The sequence below is a fragment of the Bradyrhizobium sp. STM 3557 genome (assembly GCF_045571465.1).
Classification (GTDB): domain Bacteria; phylum Pseudomonadota; class Alphaproteobacteria; order Rhizobiales; family Xanthobacteraceae; genus Bradyrhizobium.
The window spans coordinates 2,370,947-2,385,794 of record NZ_CP120697.1 but is presented as its reverse complement, the minus strand read 5'-3'; the positions used below and the strand labels follow the sequence as shown (position 1 = coordinate 2,385,794).

The following is a 14,848-nucleotide window of genomic DNA, read 5'->3' as shown; positions in this document are numbered from 1 at the left end:
AATGAAAGCGGCGGATTGAACCCGACGGCGGCGCAACAATGGGCAAGCAGGCATCGCAGGCCATTTCCAGACCGAGGCCGAGGCCGGCCGAGCCGGCGATGGACGTCGCGGTCGGGCAGCGGCTGCGCGAGCTTCGCCGCAAAGCCAATCTCTCGCTGGAAATTGTGGCGGCGCGCAGCGCGCTCTCGGTCGGCTTCCTGAGCCAGATCGAGCGCGGCCTGTCCTCGCCGTCGCTGCGGGTATTGGCGACGCTCGCCGACGTGCTCGGCGTTGGCATCGCCGCATTGTTCGGACCCGCGAACGGCAGCGGCGATGCGCCGCACGGCGTGGTGACGCGCGCGGGCGAGCGTGCCGAGCTGAAGCTGTGGCGCACCGGCATCTCGAAGCAATTGCTGCATCCCGCCGATGCGGACGGCCGACTCAATCTGTTCCTGGTGCATCTGGCGCCCGGCGGTAGCACCGGCGAGGCGCTCTACAGCCATGACGGCGAGGAAGCCGGGCTCGTGCTCGAAGGCATGATGACGCTGACGGTCGATGGTGAGACCTGGACGCTGAAGGCCGGCGACAGCTTCCGCTTCGCCAGCCGCCGCCCGCACCGTTTCGGCAATCCGGCGAAGCGGGCAAAGACCGTGGTGCTGTGGGTCAACGCGATGGCGTGAGCTTGCTCTATCCACCACGTTCAGATCGCATCGCTCCGTTCCAGCGTGTCGATCGTCACCACGCCATGGGCGCGCGATACGCACGGGCACAGTTTGCGATTTTCCTCTTTCTGCGCCGCGCTGAAGAATACGTCGCGATGGTCGATCTGGCCGTCGACCTCGACCACGTCGACCGCGCAGATGCCGCATTCGCCGCGGCGGCAGTCGGAGATGATCTCATGCCCTGCGGCATTAAGCACATCCAGCATGGTGCGATCACGCGGCACGACGAACTCCTCGCCGCTGCCTTGCAGCCGCACGCGGAACGGCTCCGCGGCGAAACGTCCCGACGAGCCGAAGGTCTCGTAGCTGAGATCGGTCGGCACACGCCCGTCGGCGGCCCAGGCGCGGCGCGCCTCCTCCAGCATCCGCATCGGGCCGCAGAACAAGACCACCGCCTCGCGCGGCAGGTCGGCGAACAGCATGGGAATGTCGAGGCGCCGTCCTTCGTCGGAGGCGTGGATGGTCAGGCGGTCGCCGAGCAGCGCAGCCAACTCATCGGCATAGGCGGCGTCGCGGCGCGAGCGCACCGCATAATGCAGGGCGACACTCGGCGTCTTACGCACCAGCGCCTGCGCCGCACCAACGAGCGGCGTGATGCCGATGCCGCCGGCCACCAGGCAATAATGCTCGCGCTGCCAATCGAGCTGCAGCAGCGAGGCGGGCGCGGCCATGCTCAGGCGCGCGCCCGGCGCCAGCGACCAGAGATAGCGCGAGCCGCCGCGGGAGTCGTCGGCCAAGCGCACGGCAATACGATAGCCGTCCGGCCTGGCCTCACCAATCAACGAGTAGGAGCGGATGTCCGGCTGGCCGTCGATCAGCACGCCGACCTTGATGTGGCTGCCGACCGCATAGGGCGCTTGAGCAAACTGATCCGGCCGCAAGGTGAATTCGCGGATGGTCGGCGTCAGGTCGCGAATGCCGATGAGCGTCGCAGTCGTCCAATGATCTTCGAAGCGCATGCTTGTGCCCTCACGTCGTGCCAGGTGTCTTGATCAGCGCCGAGGCAGGAACAAGATTGAAATGGCTGCGGGTCCGGAGTGCAGCCCGCAAATTGCGCGCCGCGAGCCTTGCGTGCTCGCGCATGATGCTTTCGGCGCGCGCCCCCTCGCGGTTCTCGATGGCATCGACCACGATGCGATGATGATCCTGCGCGATCAGCAGGATCTGATGCGCTTCCGGCAGCGCCGATTGCACCATCACGAAGCCACTCGGCGAGGCGAAGGGCAATGCCGAGGCGCGGTCGACCTGGCGAATGACCGGCGCGCTGCGCGACAGTTCGGCGAGCAGCGCGTGGAAGCGCGCATTCAGCGTGACGTAGGCGGAGAATGCCTCGATCGAGATCGGATCCTCCGCGATCAGCTCATCGATCTGGCCTAAGCATTCGCGCAACGGCTCGAGTTCGCGCACCGATGCGCCGCGCTCGGCGGCGAGCCGCGCAGCCAGCCCCTCCAGCGTGCCGCGCAGCTCGATGGAGTCGAGAATGTCGCGCTCGGAGAAGGACTTCACCATGAAGCCGCCGGAGGGGATCATCTCCAAGAGCCCCTCCTCCTCCAGCCGCACCAGCGCCATCCGCACCGGCGTGCGCGACGCTCCGATGGCGTCCACCGCCTGCAGCTCGGAGATGCGCTCACCCGGACGCAAGCCGCCGGACAGGATCAGATCGCGCAGCGCAAGCTGCGCCCGCACGGTCTGCGACACGGAGCGATCGGCGTCGCGCTCGGCCATGCCACCTACTCCGCGGCCTGGCGCGCCGGCGTCTCGCGCGCGATCATGCGATCGATGATCCGCCGTGCCCACATCGCGCCGGCATCGATGTTGAGGTTATAGAACAGGCGGTCCGGGTTGTCCTCGATCGCGCGCTGCTGCGCCTCCAGGATCAGCTCATCTTCGTGGAAGATGCCGGAGACGCCCTCGCGGAGTTCCGTGGTCAGCCGCTGCTCGCCGAGCCGGTAGTTGCGGACGAAAGCCCAGAAATAATGGCAGGTCCGCTCGGTCTCGGGCGTGATCGTGTTGAGCACGAAGCCGTTGACGCCCCGCGAGCGGTCGCCCTCCGGCGCGCCGGTGCCGGCCGGCGCCACGCCGACATCGATCGCCACCGTGCACGGCGCCTCGAAGCGGATGATCTGCCAGCGATCGACCAGACCCGGCTTGCCGAGTTGCTTGGCCCAGAACGGCGGCGGCTCGATGCCGCGCATCCAGCGCGTCACGGTCGCGGTGCGCTCGCCATGGGTGACGTCGAACGGCGCCTCGGTCACGGCCTCGTTGCCGATCGAGGAGCCGTGCACGAAGGTCTCATGCGTCAGGTCCATCAGGTTGTCGACGACGAGGCGGTAGTCGCATTTGACGTGAATGGTCTTGCCATCGCCGGCCCAGGCCGGATCGTGATTCCAGTGCATGTCCGGAATGGTGGCGGGATCGGCCAGCGCCGGATCGCCCATCCAGAGCCAGATGAAGCGATGCCGCTCGACCGCGGGATAGGAGCGCACGCAAGCGGACGGGTTGATGGTCTCCTGCGCCGGCATGTAGGTGCAGCGGCCCTGCGGGTTGAACTTGAGGCCGTGATAGCCGCAGACGACGGTGTCGCCCTCCAGCCGCCCTTTCGAGAGCGGGACCAGCCGGTGCCAGCAGGCATCTTCCAGCGCGGCGATGCTGCCATCAGCCTTGCGATACATCACGACATGCTTGCCGCAGATCGTGCGCGGCAGCAGCGCATGCTTGACCTCGGCGTCCCAGGCGGCGGCGTACCAGGCGTTCATCGGGAAGGAAGCAGCCATGGAAGTTTCCTCGGATTTCTTATGAATACTCCATGTATACAATAATTCTCGCTACCACGCAATTTGTCCGTCTGAAGCCCTGCTAGATGGTTCTATTGTACCATCACTGTACACAGCTCAATCGGGAACGGCATCCAACCGCCTCCAATGGGCCATCCTTCCCATCAGACCGCCGCGCCCTTGAGCCAGGCGGCGCCACGGGCATAGAGCGCCTCTACCTCCGGCCCCTTCAGACCGGGCATGTCGCGCTTCACGGTGTAGCCGATGCGGGTCTGCAAATAGGCGAGATGACGGTAACCCGCCGGAAACTGCGCAAGCAGCGCGTGATCGAGCACCGGCACCGCGCCCGGTGTCACCGGGTCCATGCGATCCTTCTCATAGATCGGCTGGCGCAGCACGATGCCCCAGCGGCCGTCGCGCTTCTCGAGGAAATCATAAAAACGTCCGGTGCAGAGCACGTCGCACAGCACGCCCTCGACCTCGGCTCGCTGCGAGATCGTCATCTTGGTCTGCGCGACCGCGCGCGGACCGGCGAGATCGACCGAGATGCCGCCGAGAAAGTGCAGGATGCTGACGCCCTTGGCCCACGCCTGTTTGCTGATCTCAATGAACTCGTCGCCGGTGCCTTGCGTCCAGGTCGCCATCATGCGTCCGTCCGGATGCCAGACGGTGCGAAAGCGCTCCCATTCTCCGGCATCGCGCCAGATCGCCCAGTTCTGTAAGAGTTCGCGGATCTGGCGGTCGTCTTCGAGGTCGGCGGCAGACTTGGTCATAGCGGCGTTTCCTGGTGTTGGTGTTTGGCACGGAGAGATACACGCGTGATGCGACGGCCGCAAAGCCTGATCGCTAAACTCCGCCATCAGTCCTTGCCTGAGTGGGTCATGACACTGGGTAACGTCGTGCTCGGTCATTGCGAGCGAAGCGAAGCAATCCAGGGTCTTGCTCCGGGTTCTGGATTGCTTCGTCGCTGGCGCTCCTCGCAATGACGGAACATGAGCACTCCTTCCCGCGGCGCATCTGCGTCCGAGTCTTGCCTGTTAGCTCGCTCCTCTTGAATTCAGGGGGCGCAGGGAAGGCCGGGCATCGGCTGACGCCCATGGTCCGCGTGCAGCAAAAAAGCACGCGGCAGAACCACAGGTGCAGCCAGACAACCGGCCTTCCCTGCGCGATAGTTTTAACGCTTATACGCGCTCTCCTCGGGGACCGGCTCGTTTGCCCCCGTGTCGCGACAACGCGCTGCGCGCGTTGCGCTGGGCATCAGCACCGGGATGCCAGGACCACACGATTTCACGTACGCGACGATGAGCGCTCGTCCGGCGCCATTGTTCGCGTCCATCGCAGCCCGCCTCTACGTATCGTGACGACGCGTACGCCCCTCTGCACGAGGCGGGATGGCGACATTCAATCATGATTTCTGGAAAATAGAAACAGATATTTTTTTCGCCGAGGGGCTGGACAGCCCAATTCGCCTTGAAATCGCTGGCGAACTTCGGCGGTTGGCGCAACCGAACCGGTGCTACTTGTCTCGCATATCGCCTATAGCCTGAAATTCAGGAGCCGCATCGTTCGAGAAGAGCGACCCTCCCCAGCAAGAGGCCCAAGTGTTTCGCGGCCATCCATCGGCGTCCCGCCACGCTTCAGCCCTGCGCCCAGTCAGCGGCTTCGACGATGCGAGGCGGCTGCCGCGACACCGTGTTGCTGACAGGCAGCGTGAGATCATACTCCTTGCCGAAGAATTTCGGATCGCGCGGGTTGCCGCTGTGCACGGGATGCTGGACGTTCTGCTGCAGGCGGACCGCCCGGTCGAGCACGACATTGCCGGCGCCGTTGCGCCTGAACGTATGCTCCCAAATGACGTTCCAGTAGACGTGCTTGAGCATCGTGAACGTCCCCGCCGGATCCTGTGCGACCAACATGGTGCAGAACAGCAGTTCGACCACCGCGTAGTGCAGGTAATTGTTGGGGCGGCCCGCGACGAGCGTGTTGGTGTGGACGGGAGGCCACGCGCGGGACGGCTGGTCGAACAGATGAGCGCGGACGTCCAGGAATTCGGCCGCCGGGAGCAAGGTGCCCGCTGCGAGCTTGTTGGTGCCCGTCGGGCCTCGCGTGCCGCCCGAGTTGAGGCTGTCATACCAGACTTCGGCGGAGCCGATATCGGTGTCGCGGCAGACGATCTGGTTGCTGTGCGTGACCAGCGCGCTGCCGTCGCGAACAGTGGCGCCGCGATAGCGCGCGTGATTGGTGCCGATATGTTTGAGCTGGATGAAGCCAAGCGTCCAGTTGCCGACATCCTCGCCGGCCACCCCCTTGAGCCGGATCGAAGCGTCGATGTCGATGGTCGGCGAATGGAAATCGAAGCGCGCCGGCGGGCCGGCGTTGGCCGTGATGGTGGGCCGCGCACCGGGAACGCGGACGTTGAAGATCGTATGGCGTGCATCGATGGTAGCCACGGCAAGTCTCCTTTGATCGCACCCAGGTGCACAGCAACGCCGCCGGTGACGGCGGCGGCCTCAAGGCAGCTTGAATATCGGGCCTTCGAATCTGGTCCCGCCGTCACATGACATCACCACGAAACGGAAGCGGCCATGGAGCCGCACGTTCTTGTCGCAATTTCCGTTGCATTGTGACGAACAGGACATGCCGCTCCACGGCACCGGCCGCAGGCCGCGTTCGTCGATCTTCACGCAGGCATTTGGATGTTGATCGCACGCCGCCACCAGCTTCATGGAATCGAGATCGAGGTGGAGGAGCGGTTCGAAGGAGCCGTCATCGCGTTGCTGCTCCACCATCAGGTCGGGAGAGAGTTCGACCGCGCCACGGGCGCGAAGCTCGAGCGCCCCGGGCACAGGTCCGTTCCGGATCTGCACGGCAGCCGGGTCCGGGGGCACCGACGAGACGGAGCTGCGCGAGGCGGACTCCGCGGCGGCGCTCGTCACCGGCTGCCACGCCGCGAGCAGGAGCGCGTAGACCATGAACCGGAACGCAGAGCACAGCGATCGTACCCGGCTTCGCCGGTCACTTGCGCCACGATGCGCCGCGCAGCCGTTCGCGACGCTCGCGCCCAGATCCACCATCATCGTCACTTCCAAACCATCGGTTCAGGGTCGTTCATGCCTGCGATTGCGATCGGCCTGAAGCCGTCCGCAAGTCTATTGGACGCCGCGCAAGGCCGCCGGGTTCAAACATTCAGTCGCCCCCGGCGGGGCATTGCCTGCCGGGTCCCTCCTGCCAGCCGAGGCACGCGGCTGGAATCATCACACGGCTAGCTCCGCCCCTCATCGAAAGCCCGCTCCGGGGAGACATCGAGATGGTCCGCAGGGAATGATAAGCTGCGATCTTCCAGACCGGCTTGTGTGCCGGAACATGACGATGGATTTCGATTTCGAAGGGCATCCAAGCCGACCTGCCATCCATCGTGGCGATCGAGCGCATGGACGGATACAGTGTCCTGGTCGGCCGGTGGGATGAGGCGCGGCACCTGGCAGCCATCGACGACGACGGCTACGCCTATTCGCTTTGATGCGGCTCTCGGGCGAGGCGCGATCCGCCTGTCGAGAAGATCAGGAGAGACGAATGGCTCGCATACTGATCCTGGGCGCCGGCTTTGCAGGCCTTTGGGCCGCGATCGGCGCTGCACGCAAGCTCGACGAGCTTCAGATGCCACATGCGGCGGAAATCCTCGTTGTCGACCGCAATCCCTATCATAACATCCGGGTTCGCAACTACGAGATCGACCTCAGCGAGGTCGCACTCCCGCTCGCCCACCTGCTCGATCCCATCGGTGTCCAGCATCGGGTCGCCGAGGTTATTGCCATCGATCCGATCAGGCAGGAGGCGATTGTGGAGATGGAGCACGGCCGGGAGCGACTGAACTATGATCGGCTCGTCCTGACATTGGGCAGCGAGTTGATGCGCCCTGCGATCCCTGGCCTGGCATCGCACGGCTTCGACGTGGACAGCTATGCAGCCGCGATTCGCCTCCATGACCATCTCAGCGCGCTCGGCCGCCTCGATCCGTCACCGGGACGCTCGACGGTGGTGGTGGCCGGCGCTGGCTTGACCGGCATCGAAGTGGCAACCGAGATGCCGCGCAGGCTCGCCCAGGCAGGGATCGACGATCCCCACATCATTCTCCTCGATCGAAATCCCGTCATCGGGGCGGCGATGGGGGATGCCGCGCGTCCCGTCATCGACGAGGCGCTTGCGGCGCTTGATGTCGAGACGCGGCCCGGCGTCGAGATCGCGGCCGTCGACTCAAACGGCATTACGCTCAGATCCGGCGAGTTCATCCCTGCGCTGACGTTGGTGTGGTGCGCCGGCATGGCGGCCAGTCCATTGACCGCGGCAACGGGTGGAGAGCGTGACCGGCTTGGCCGGCTGGTCGTCAACGAATTCATGCAGGCAGTCGGCCTGAAGAATGTCTTTGCTGCCGGCGATGCGGCCGTCTGCAAGCCCGATGGCGTGCACCCGACCGTGATGTCTTGTCAGTTCGCGCGCCCGATGGGCCGCTTCGCCGGTCACAATGTGATAGCAGACCTGTTCGGTCAGCCGATGCTTCCGCTTCACATCGATTGGTACGTCACGGTGCTCGACCTCGGCGCCTGGGGCGCACTCTACACCACAGGATGGGACCGCCAGGTCTCCACGACGGGATCGGCCGCCAAGGCGACCAAGCTGGCGATCAATCACGAGCGCATCTATCCGCCACTCACCGGCAGCCGCGCCGATCTGTTCGCCGCGGCTGCGCCCATCGTTCAGGCTCCTCCGCCGCTGCGCAAGCAGCCGCCGGCCTGACGTTTCTGTTGCCGCTGAATCCGCACACAACCATTGGCGAGCCGCCGCGCGCTGGGATGCCGCTTGATTTGGCGCAACACCGGCATCGGCCGACACTGCTAATCCTCGCCGGAGTGCTATGCCAGGTGCGCTGGCGCCGGGAGAGACGGCAATGAGCGTGCTTTTACGTGTCCTCTTTGTGATGGCTGGCTTCATCACAGCGCTATTCGTCGCGCGTGATGCCATGCACTTTGACCTCGTTCAGACCTGGGTAGCCATTCTGCTGGCGATCATCGTCCTTGCGGTTGGAGGCGTGTGGGCGATGCGGCGGAAAACGTGACCGCGGCCACCTCGCCGGCGGGGCTGACCGGGCCGGAGGCCGACTCACGGCTACTGCGCGATCTGACCAGCCCACGCGCGCTGGTGGTTCGCGATGGCATTCGCAGACGCATTGCCGGTCGGGAGGTCGTGCGCGGAGATCTCGTCGTCCTGAGCGAGGGCGATCGCCTCCCTGCGGATGCGACGCTGGTCGACGATCGCGATCTTCACGTCAATGAATCGCTGCTGACAGGCGAGTCAGTCCCTGTTCGCAAGCGCAGGGTCGAGGCTGGCCATCAAACATCTTTGGCGGCGCCGTTCACCAAGTGCTGATGCAGGTGATCAGCTTCGGTCGCCACGATCCAGCCGTTATGTCGCGATCAGACATATCTCGCCCAAATTCCCATGCAGGGCAGACTTACGTCGCTTCCTGACTCGCTGTTCACAGTTGCGTGCAGCCGTTCAGATTGGAACGCAGGCGGCGCGGCTGGATTGACTCGTCAGCTTGAGGCGACGGCGAACGGACCAGTTGGGCAGAGACGGAGACGACGTTGTGCGCGGGGGCGGTGGATCGAGAGCGATGCAAGAACCGGCCCCTGACAATGATCGCAACGAGTGCCTGAAAAAAGCCGAGTCATGTCTGGAACGGGCAGGACAGGATATTGCCCGCCGTACCTACTGGATCGGGCAGGCCGCCGAATGGATTCGCCGGGCCCGCAGCACGGAGACGGAGGCAAGCTCCAAAAGCCGTGACATGACCCACGAAATCAGCGGCGGCCGACTGATCCCAAAATCGACGGCGAAGTGACGCGGCCTCGCCGCCGTTGCCGGCACAGGTGATTTTCGAAGTTCAGGAGTATGCGATGAGCAGCAATGATCGCACGAAACGGCGCGACCCGAACGGTGTCGAGCCGCCATTCTCGGAGGACGATCTGCAGAGAGAACAGCTTGGGCCGCGCGGCATTCCGGGACAGCCCGATCCGACGAAGATGACGCCCCAGCGCGAGAAGAAGACGCCGCCGCATTCCGATTTCGACGGACACACCGCGTGATCTGAAGAAGCGACCAGGCGCTCTGGTGAGCTTGGCATCGATCCCGCTCGCCCCCTTGGCCCACTGGAAGGGATGAAAACCGGTGGGCCGCGCGCACGCGCTGCGCCGCATCGCAGCTGAACCGGTCACTGACCGTGTCCAATTGCTGCTTGATTTCCCTGCGAGCTTGGCTCACCTGATCAGCCATGAGCGACGTCGACACCATCATTGCCGCCAACGCGGCCTTTTATGCGGCTTTCGCGGCCGGCGATTTTGCCGCGCTCGCCGAGTTGTGGGCGGATGAGGAGACGATCTCCTGCATCCATCCGGGCTGGCCCGCGATCATCGGCCGCACCGCCGTGCTCGGCAGCTGGCGCGACATCCTGAAAAATCCGGCGCGGCCACAGATCGTCTGCGCCGAGCCGCAGGCCATCGTCGCGGCCGACCAGGCGCGCGTGCTGTGCATCGAGCTGGTCGAGGGCACGCCGCTCGCCACCACCAATTATTTCAAGCGCATCGACGGCCACTGGCGGCTGGTGCATCACCAGTCGAGCCCGATCGCGCAATTCCTCGGAGAGACCGACGACCCGGCCAATCCGGGCCGCAGCGTGCACTGAATCATTATCAGCCAGGCAGCGGCGGGTGCCTTTCGCGCAGACGCGGCCAATTTGCGCACATGTTTTGCGCAAAATGAATCCGATCGCGATGGCGTCTGGCAAGCATGATCGCGCCGGACACGGAAGCTTTGCAAATTCGGCTATGTTCCTGCCGTGATCGGCCGTGGTATCGAGCTATGCTTTGCCAGGACCAAACGAGCATTTCATGAGCGACATTGCGCGGCTGAGATCCTTCATCACCGACACTGCGAAGATTGTCGAAACCGAGACCCGCGAGGCCGCGATCCTGGCGCAACTCGCGCCGAAGCTGACGGCACTGATCGCGCAGGACGACTGGTTGCCCGAGGCCTATGCGGTCACGGGCGGCGCGCGCTACCGGCAATATCTGCTCTACGCCGATCCGCTCGACCGCTTCTCGGTGGTGAGCTTCGTCTGGGGCCCCAACCAGGGCACGCCGATCCATGATCACGGCGTCTGGGGGCTGATCGGAGTGCTGCGCGGCGAGGAGGTTTCGATCGGTTACGAGCGCCGCGCCGACGGATCGCTGCAGGCCAGGCCGCCCGAGCGGCTCGCCGCGGGCCAGATCGCCCAGGTGTCGCCCGAGAGCGGCGACATCCATGCCATTGCGAACGGCCTTGCCGACGCATCCTCGGTCAGCATTCACGTCTATGGCGCCAATATCGGCCGGGTGCGCCGCTCGGTGTTCGATCCTGACACCGGCACCGCGCACGACTTCATTTCCGGATATTCGAATGACACCGTCCCCAACCTCTGGCCCGACCACACCCAATCCTGAGCACCAGCGCCTGACATCGCCGGCCGAGCTGCGCCGCCGCTGGCGCGCCGGCGAGGAGATCGCCCTGCTCGACGTGCGCGAGGAAGGCCCCTACTCGCTGGCGCATCCGTTCTTCGCGGTGTCGCTGCCGCTCTCGCAGATCGAGCTCAGGATTTTCGATTTGGTGCCGCGGCGCAGTGCACCGGTCGTGGTCTATGACGATGGCGAGGGCTACGCCCCGCGCGCATTGCAGCGCATCGCAGCGCTCGGCTACAACGACGTCTCGATCCTCGATGGTGGCCTCTCCGCTTACGCGCGGGTGGGCGAGGTCTTTCGCGACGTCAACGTGCCGAGCAAGGCGTTCGGCGAGCTGGTCGAGGCGATCAGGCACACGCCGTCGCTGTCGGCGGGTGAGGCCAAGGCGCTGATCGAGCGCGAGCAGAATCTGGTCGTGCTCGATGCCCGGCGCTTCGAGGAATACCGCACCATGAGCATCCCCCGCGGCATCAGCGTGCCCGGCGGCGAGCTCGCCTTTCGCGCACGCGAGATCGCGCCCTCGGCCGACACCACGATCATCGTCAACTGCGCCGGCCGCACCCGCTCGATCATCGGCACGCAGTCGCTGATCAATGCCGGACTGCCGAACAAGGTCTACGCGCTGCGCAACGGCACGATCGGCTGGACGCTCGCCGGTCACCAGGTCGAACGCGGCCGGACCGAACGTTTCCTGGAACGGCCGCAGGCGAGCCATGCCGCCGCATTACGTGATGCGAAAGCCTGGGCCGAACGCACCGGCGTGGTGGAGCTCGATCGCGCGAGCTATGAGCGGCTGCGCAGCGAGGCTGATCGGCATACGCTCTACTGCCTCGATGTGCGCACGCCGGAGGAATATGCCGTGGGCCACCCGGCCGGCTTCGCCTCGGCGCCCGGCGGGCAACTGGTGCAGGCCACTGACGAATGGGTCGGGGTACGCGGCGCGCGGCTGGTGCTGTTCGATGACGACGGGGTGCGCGCGCGCATGACCGCGTCATGGCTGAAGCAGATGGGCTGGGATGCGGCGATCGTCGGCCCTGAGGTCGTCGCACTGAGCGAAAAGGACATTCCAGCGCCGCGCCGTCCGGCGCTGCCCGACGCCGGCGCAGCCGCCATCGGCGTAAACGAGCTCGCAAGCAATCCTGCAGCGTGGACGGTGGTCGATCTCAGCCGCAGCCCGACCTATGCAGCCGGCCATATCCCCGGCGCGCATTTCGTGCTCGCCTCGCGCTTCAGCGAGGATCTCGCCAAGCTGCCGGGCGACGGTCCGATCGTGCTGACCAGCGACGATGGCGCCGAAGCGCATTTTGCCTTTGCCGATGCGCGCGCGGCAACGCCTCGCACTGTGCGCGTCCTGAGCGGCGGCACGCGGGCGTGGACCGCATCAGGCCGCCCCCTCGAGCGCGACCGCAGCTCCTTCATCTCGACGCCTGACGATGTCTACAAGCGTCCCTATGAGGGCACCGACAACGCGGCCGAGGCCATGCAGGCCTATATCGATTGGGAGCTGCAACTTGTCGCCCAGCTCGCCAATGATTCAGTGTCGAATTTTCACGTGGTGTGAATTCGTAAGCGAGTGAAGCGAAACGTGACCATCATCAAGAGCGCATCCGGCGACGGTGGCTACGGGGCAATCGCGCCTTTGTCTGCGCTACACACCGCTTCGTCATTGCGAGGAGCGTAAGCGACGAAGCAATCCAGACTTCCTGCTTGACTCTGGATTGCTTCGCTTCGCTCCAATGACGAACTTGCTGCAGTTGTGCTTCCTACAGCTTCACCGGAAACAAGTGATTGATCGTCACCAGGACCAGCAGCAGCACGATGCCGAGGCCGAGGCTGTAGCCGATCAGCTTCTTCTCGATCGGCAGCAGCGGCTCGACCACGTTCTCCGCCCTGGGGCGCACATCGTTCAGCGACATCGAAGTCTCCTTCTTTAGAGCGTTTTCAAGCGAAGTGGACACCGGTTCGCGTCAAGAAAACGCGTCAAAACAAAAAGCTAAAGCCCCGTTCCGATTCAATCGGAACGAAAAAGGCTCTAGCTGGCGAGCGGCGGCTTGAAGCCGCTGAAGAACAGCCAGGAAATCAACAGGCCCACCCAGATCACGAAGCCGAACAGGCTGACCAGATAGACCGCGGCGAGCTTGGCAAAACCGTCCTGCCAAAGCTTGCGGAAATCGGAGAGCACGCCGATCGAGAAGAAGGTGAGGATGAAGAAGATCACCCGGAACACATTGGCCTCATTGGCCGCACCGGGCAGCGCCTTCGCGATCTCGGGCGTGGTGCCGAGGGCGAGCCACAGCGAGATCGCGAACACCGCGACGAAGCCAAGGATGAATTTCGGGAAGCGCTCCCAGATCTCGGACGCCTTCGCCTTGTCGGCGCGCGGCGTGATGTGGTTGGTCCAGATGTAGCCAAGGATGAAGGCCCAGATGCCGATGAAGATGTCGATGAACACCTTCACCGTCGCAGTGGTCGCGAGAATCCAGCCCGGCTGATACTTGACGCCTTCGGCGGCCGCCTTGGCCATGATCAGGGATTCCGTGATGCCGCCGCCGGCGACTGCCGCACCGTCGGTCTTGATCGCAAGGCCCATCCAGGCGCCCGCCACCAGCGGTTCCTGCCAGAGGAAGGTCTGCGCCAGGAAGGGCAGGATCAGGATCTCGACCACCGCGAACACCACGACCAGCGACGACACGAGCACCGGCACCGAGGGGCGCGCACGGATGGCGCCGCCGGTCGCGATCGCCGCCGCAACACCGCAGATCGAGATGCCGGAGGCCAGCGGCACCGACCATTCGCGGCTGAAGCCGAACCATTTGCGGGCGACGAAATAGACCACCGACCAGTAGATCAGATAGGCCTCGACGATCGCCGCGATGCCGCGCAGCAGGATCGCGGATGCGAGGTTGAGTCGGCCGGCGGCGGTCACCGCGATGGTGGCACCAAGGATCACGATCGCGATCTTGATGTAGAGCTCGGGGCGGATCGCTTCGCGCAGCCACGCAGCAAAGCGCGGAAAGATGTTGGCGATGACGAGCCCGGCGAGCAGCGCCACGATGTAACCGCCCTCGTTCGTCAGCTTCAGCGACCAGGCGATGCCGAATTTCTGCTGCTCGGCCGGCGTCACAGCGGCGACATAGGCATAGCTGCCGACCACCCAGCTCGCGTAGGCGATCGCAAACACAACGGTAAAGGCGAGCACGAAACGACTGATGTCACCGCCGAGCGCGGCGATGCCAACGGTCAGCACCGCCAGCAACGCCGCAAAGGTGGCGAGCAGCGCGCCGACGCCGCCGAGCGCGGCATAGCCCTTGGCAACCGGCGCCAGCGCGGTCGTGATGTCGGTGTAGACCGAGGTCGTCACCGCCCAGCCGAGCAGGTCGATGCCGCCAAGGCTGAACAGGGCCAGCGCAAACACCACAACGCCGATGACGAGCGCGAGCCAGTCCTCGCTCAAGCTTCCCTTGGAAACGGCCTCTGTGGCCGACCTGACTGCGATATCCGACATCGAACGTCCCCTGCGCGCGGCGAGAACGGCCGCAGCACTGCCGCGCGCATCAAAGCATTTCGCGCAAGACTGGCAATCTCACAGGATTTCTTTCTTCGGCCATGGCAGAGCATGAACACGCCGTCAGCACCCGCCCGAGTAGCAAAGGTTTTTCTTTGCTGATTTTCCGTAAGGCCTGGCGTCCCCCACCCCCTTGTTGGGCAAGTCGGTCGATCTCGATCGTGGCGATGGCACACCAAAGGGAAGTCGCTCCCGGAGGATGTGCGGTAGTGCGATCTCCAACTCGCATTGTCGAAGCGGATAGCCGGTCGCACTGAA

Annotated in this window: 16 protein-coding genes and 1 pseudogene; 9 read left to right on the top strand and 8 right to left on the bottom strand. The window is 64.7% G+C overall.

Annotated elements, in window-relative coordinates; translation table 11 throughout:
• Positions 1–38 precede the first annotated feature (38 nt).
• Positions 39–659 (top strand): cupin domain-containing protein, encoded by a 621-nt coding sequence (locus P6U24_RS10815; RefSeq protein ID WP_407159108.1) that lies wholly within the window; start codon positions 39–41, stop codon positions 657–659.
• Positions 660–679: 20 nt separating this feature from the next.
• Here P6U24_RS10815 and P6U24_RS10810 read toward each other — a convergent pair whose 3' ends face one another.
• The 6 genes from P6U24_RS10810 to P6U24_RS10785 all read right to left on the bottom strand — a co-directional run bounded on the left by P6U24_RS10810 (position 680) and on the right by P6U24_RS10785 (position 6,552).
• On the bottom strand, positions 680–1,660 hold the full coding sequence (locus P6U24_RS10810; RefSeq protein WP_407159107.1) for a PDR/VanB family oxidoreductase: 981 nt from the start codon (positions 1,658–1,660) through the stop codon (positions 680–682).
• 10 nt (positions 1,661–1,670) lie between these two features.
• Positions 1,671–2,426: a GntR family transcriptional regulator gene (locus tag P6U24_RS10805; protein WP_407159106.1), complete on the bottom strand. Its 756-nt coding sequence runs from the start codon at positions 2,424–2,426 to the stop codon at positions 1,671–1,673.
• A 5-nt stretch (positions 2,427–2,431) separates the two neighbouring features.
• Positions 2,432–3,475 carry a Rieske 2Fe-2S domain-containing protein gene (locus P6U24_RS10800; RefSeq protein ID WP_407159105.1) on the bottom strand — a complete coding sequence of 348 codons (1,044 nt, stop codon included), beginning with the start codon at positions 3,473–3,475 and terminating at the stop codon, positions 2,432–2,434.
• Positions 3,476–3,639: 164 nt separating this feature from the next.
• Positions 3,640–4,248, bottom strand: a complete 609-nt coding sequence (locus P6U24_RS10795) for a nuclear transport factor 2 family protein (RefSeq protein ID WP_407159104.1) — start codon at positions 4,246–4,248, stop codon at positions 3,640–3,642.
• Between the two features lie 864 nt (positions 4,249–5,112).
• Positions 5,113–5,925: a hypothetical protein gene (locus tag P6U24_RS10790; protein ID WP_407159103.1), complete on the bottom strand. Its 813-nt coding sequence runs from the start codon at positions 5,923–5,925 to the stop codon at positions 5,113–5,115.
• Positions 5,926–5,985: 60 nt separating this feature from the next.
• On the bottom strand, positions 5,986–6,552 hold the full coding sequence (locus P6U24_RS10785; protein WP_407159102.1) for a hypothetical protein: 567 nt from the start codon (positions 6,550–6,552) through the stop codon (positions 5,986–5,988).
• 496 nt (positions 6,553–7,048) lie between these two features.
• Here P6U24_RS10785 and P6U24_RS10780 point away from each other — a divergent pair, with 496 nt between their 5' ends.
• The 8 genes and pseudogenes from P6U24_RS10780 to P6U24_RS10745 all read left to right on the top strand — a co-directional run bounded on the left by P6U24_RS10780 (position 7,049) and on the right by P6U24_RS10745 (position 12,586).
• Positions 7,049–8,269: an NAD(P)/FAD-dependent oxidoreductase gene (locus tag P6U24_RS10780; protein ID WP_407159101.1), complete on the top strand. Its 1,221-nt coding sequence runs from the start codon at positions 7,049–7,051 to the stop codon at positions 8,267–8,269.
• Positions 8,270–8,420: 151 nt separating this feature from the next.
• Positions 8,421–8,588, top strand: a complete 168-nt coding sequence (locus tag P6U24_RS10775) for a hypothetical protein (protein ID WP_407159100.1) — start codon at positions 8,421–8,423, stop codon at positions 8,586–8,588.
• A 53-nt stretch (positions 8,589–8,641) separates the two neighbouring features.
• Positions 8,642–8,845 (top strand): annotated as a pseudogene (locus tag P6U24_RS10770) (hypothetical protein); the annotation flags it as partial.
• Between the two features lie 301 nt (positions 8,846–9,146).
• Entirely contained in the window at positions 9,147–9,374 is a 228-nt protein-coding gene (locus tag P6U24_RS10765; protein ID WP_407159099.1) for a hypothetical protein, read from the top strand.
• A 55-nt stretch (positions 9,375–9,429) separates the two neighbouring features.
• A complete protein-coding gene (locus P6U24_RS10760; protein ID WP_407159098.1) occupies positions 9,430–9,618 on the top strand; it encodes a hypothetical protein in 189 nt (62 codons plus the stop codon).
• 185 nt (positions 9,619–9,803) lie between these two features.
• Positions 9,804–10,214, top strand: a complete 411-nt coding sequence (locus P6U24_RS10755; protein WP_407159097.1) for a nuclear transport factor 2 family protein — start codon at positions 9,804–9,806, stop codon at positions 10,212–10,214.
• 205 nt (positions 10,215–10,419) lie between these two features.
• Entirely contained in the window at positions 10,420–11,010 is a 591-nt protein-coding gene (locus P6U24_RS10750) for a cysteine dioxygenase (protein WP_407159096.1), read from the top strand.
• Positions 10,967–12,586, top strand: coding sequence for a rhodanese-like domain-containing protein (locus P6U24_RS10745; protein WP_407159095.1), 1,620 nt, complete (start codon positions 10,967–10,969; stop codon positions 12,584–12,586). Before P6U24_RS10750 ends, P6U24_RS10745 begins: the two co-directional genes overlap by 44 nt.
• Before the next feature lie 202 nt (positions 12,587–12,788).
• On the opposite strand, the gene P6U24_RS10740 is transcribed toward P6U24_RS10745, so the two are convergent.
• Both P6U24_RS10740 and P6U24_RS10735 read right to left on the bottom strand, forming a co-directional pair.
• Positions 12,789–12,941, bottom strand: a complete 153-nt coding sequence (locus tag P6U24_RS10740; RefSeq protein ID WP_407159094.1) for a hypothetical protein — start codon at positions 12,939–12,941, stop codon at positions 12,789–12,791.
• 116 nt (positions 12,942–13,057) lie between these two features.
• Positions 13,058–14,530: a putative sulfate exporter family transporter gene (locus tag P6U24_RS10735; protein ID WP_407159093.1), complete on the bottom strand. Its 1,473-nt coding sequence runs from the start codon at positions 14,528–14,530 to the stop codon at positions 13,058–13,060.
• Positions 14,531–14,848: the final 318 nt, after the last annotated feature.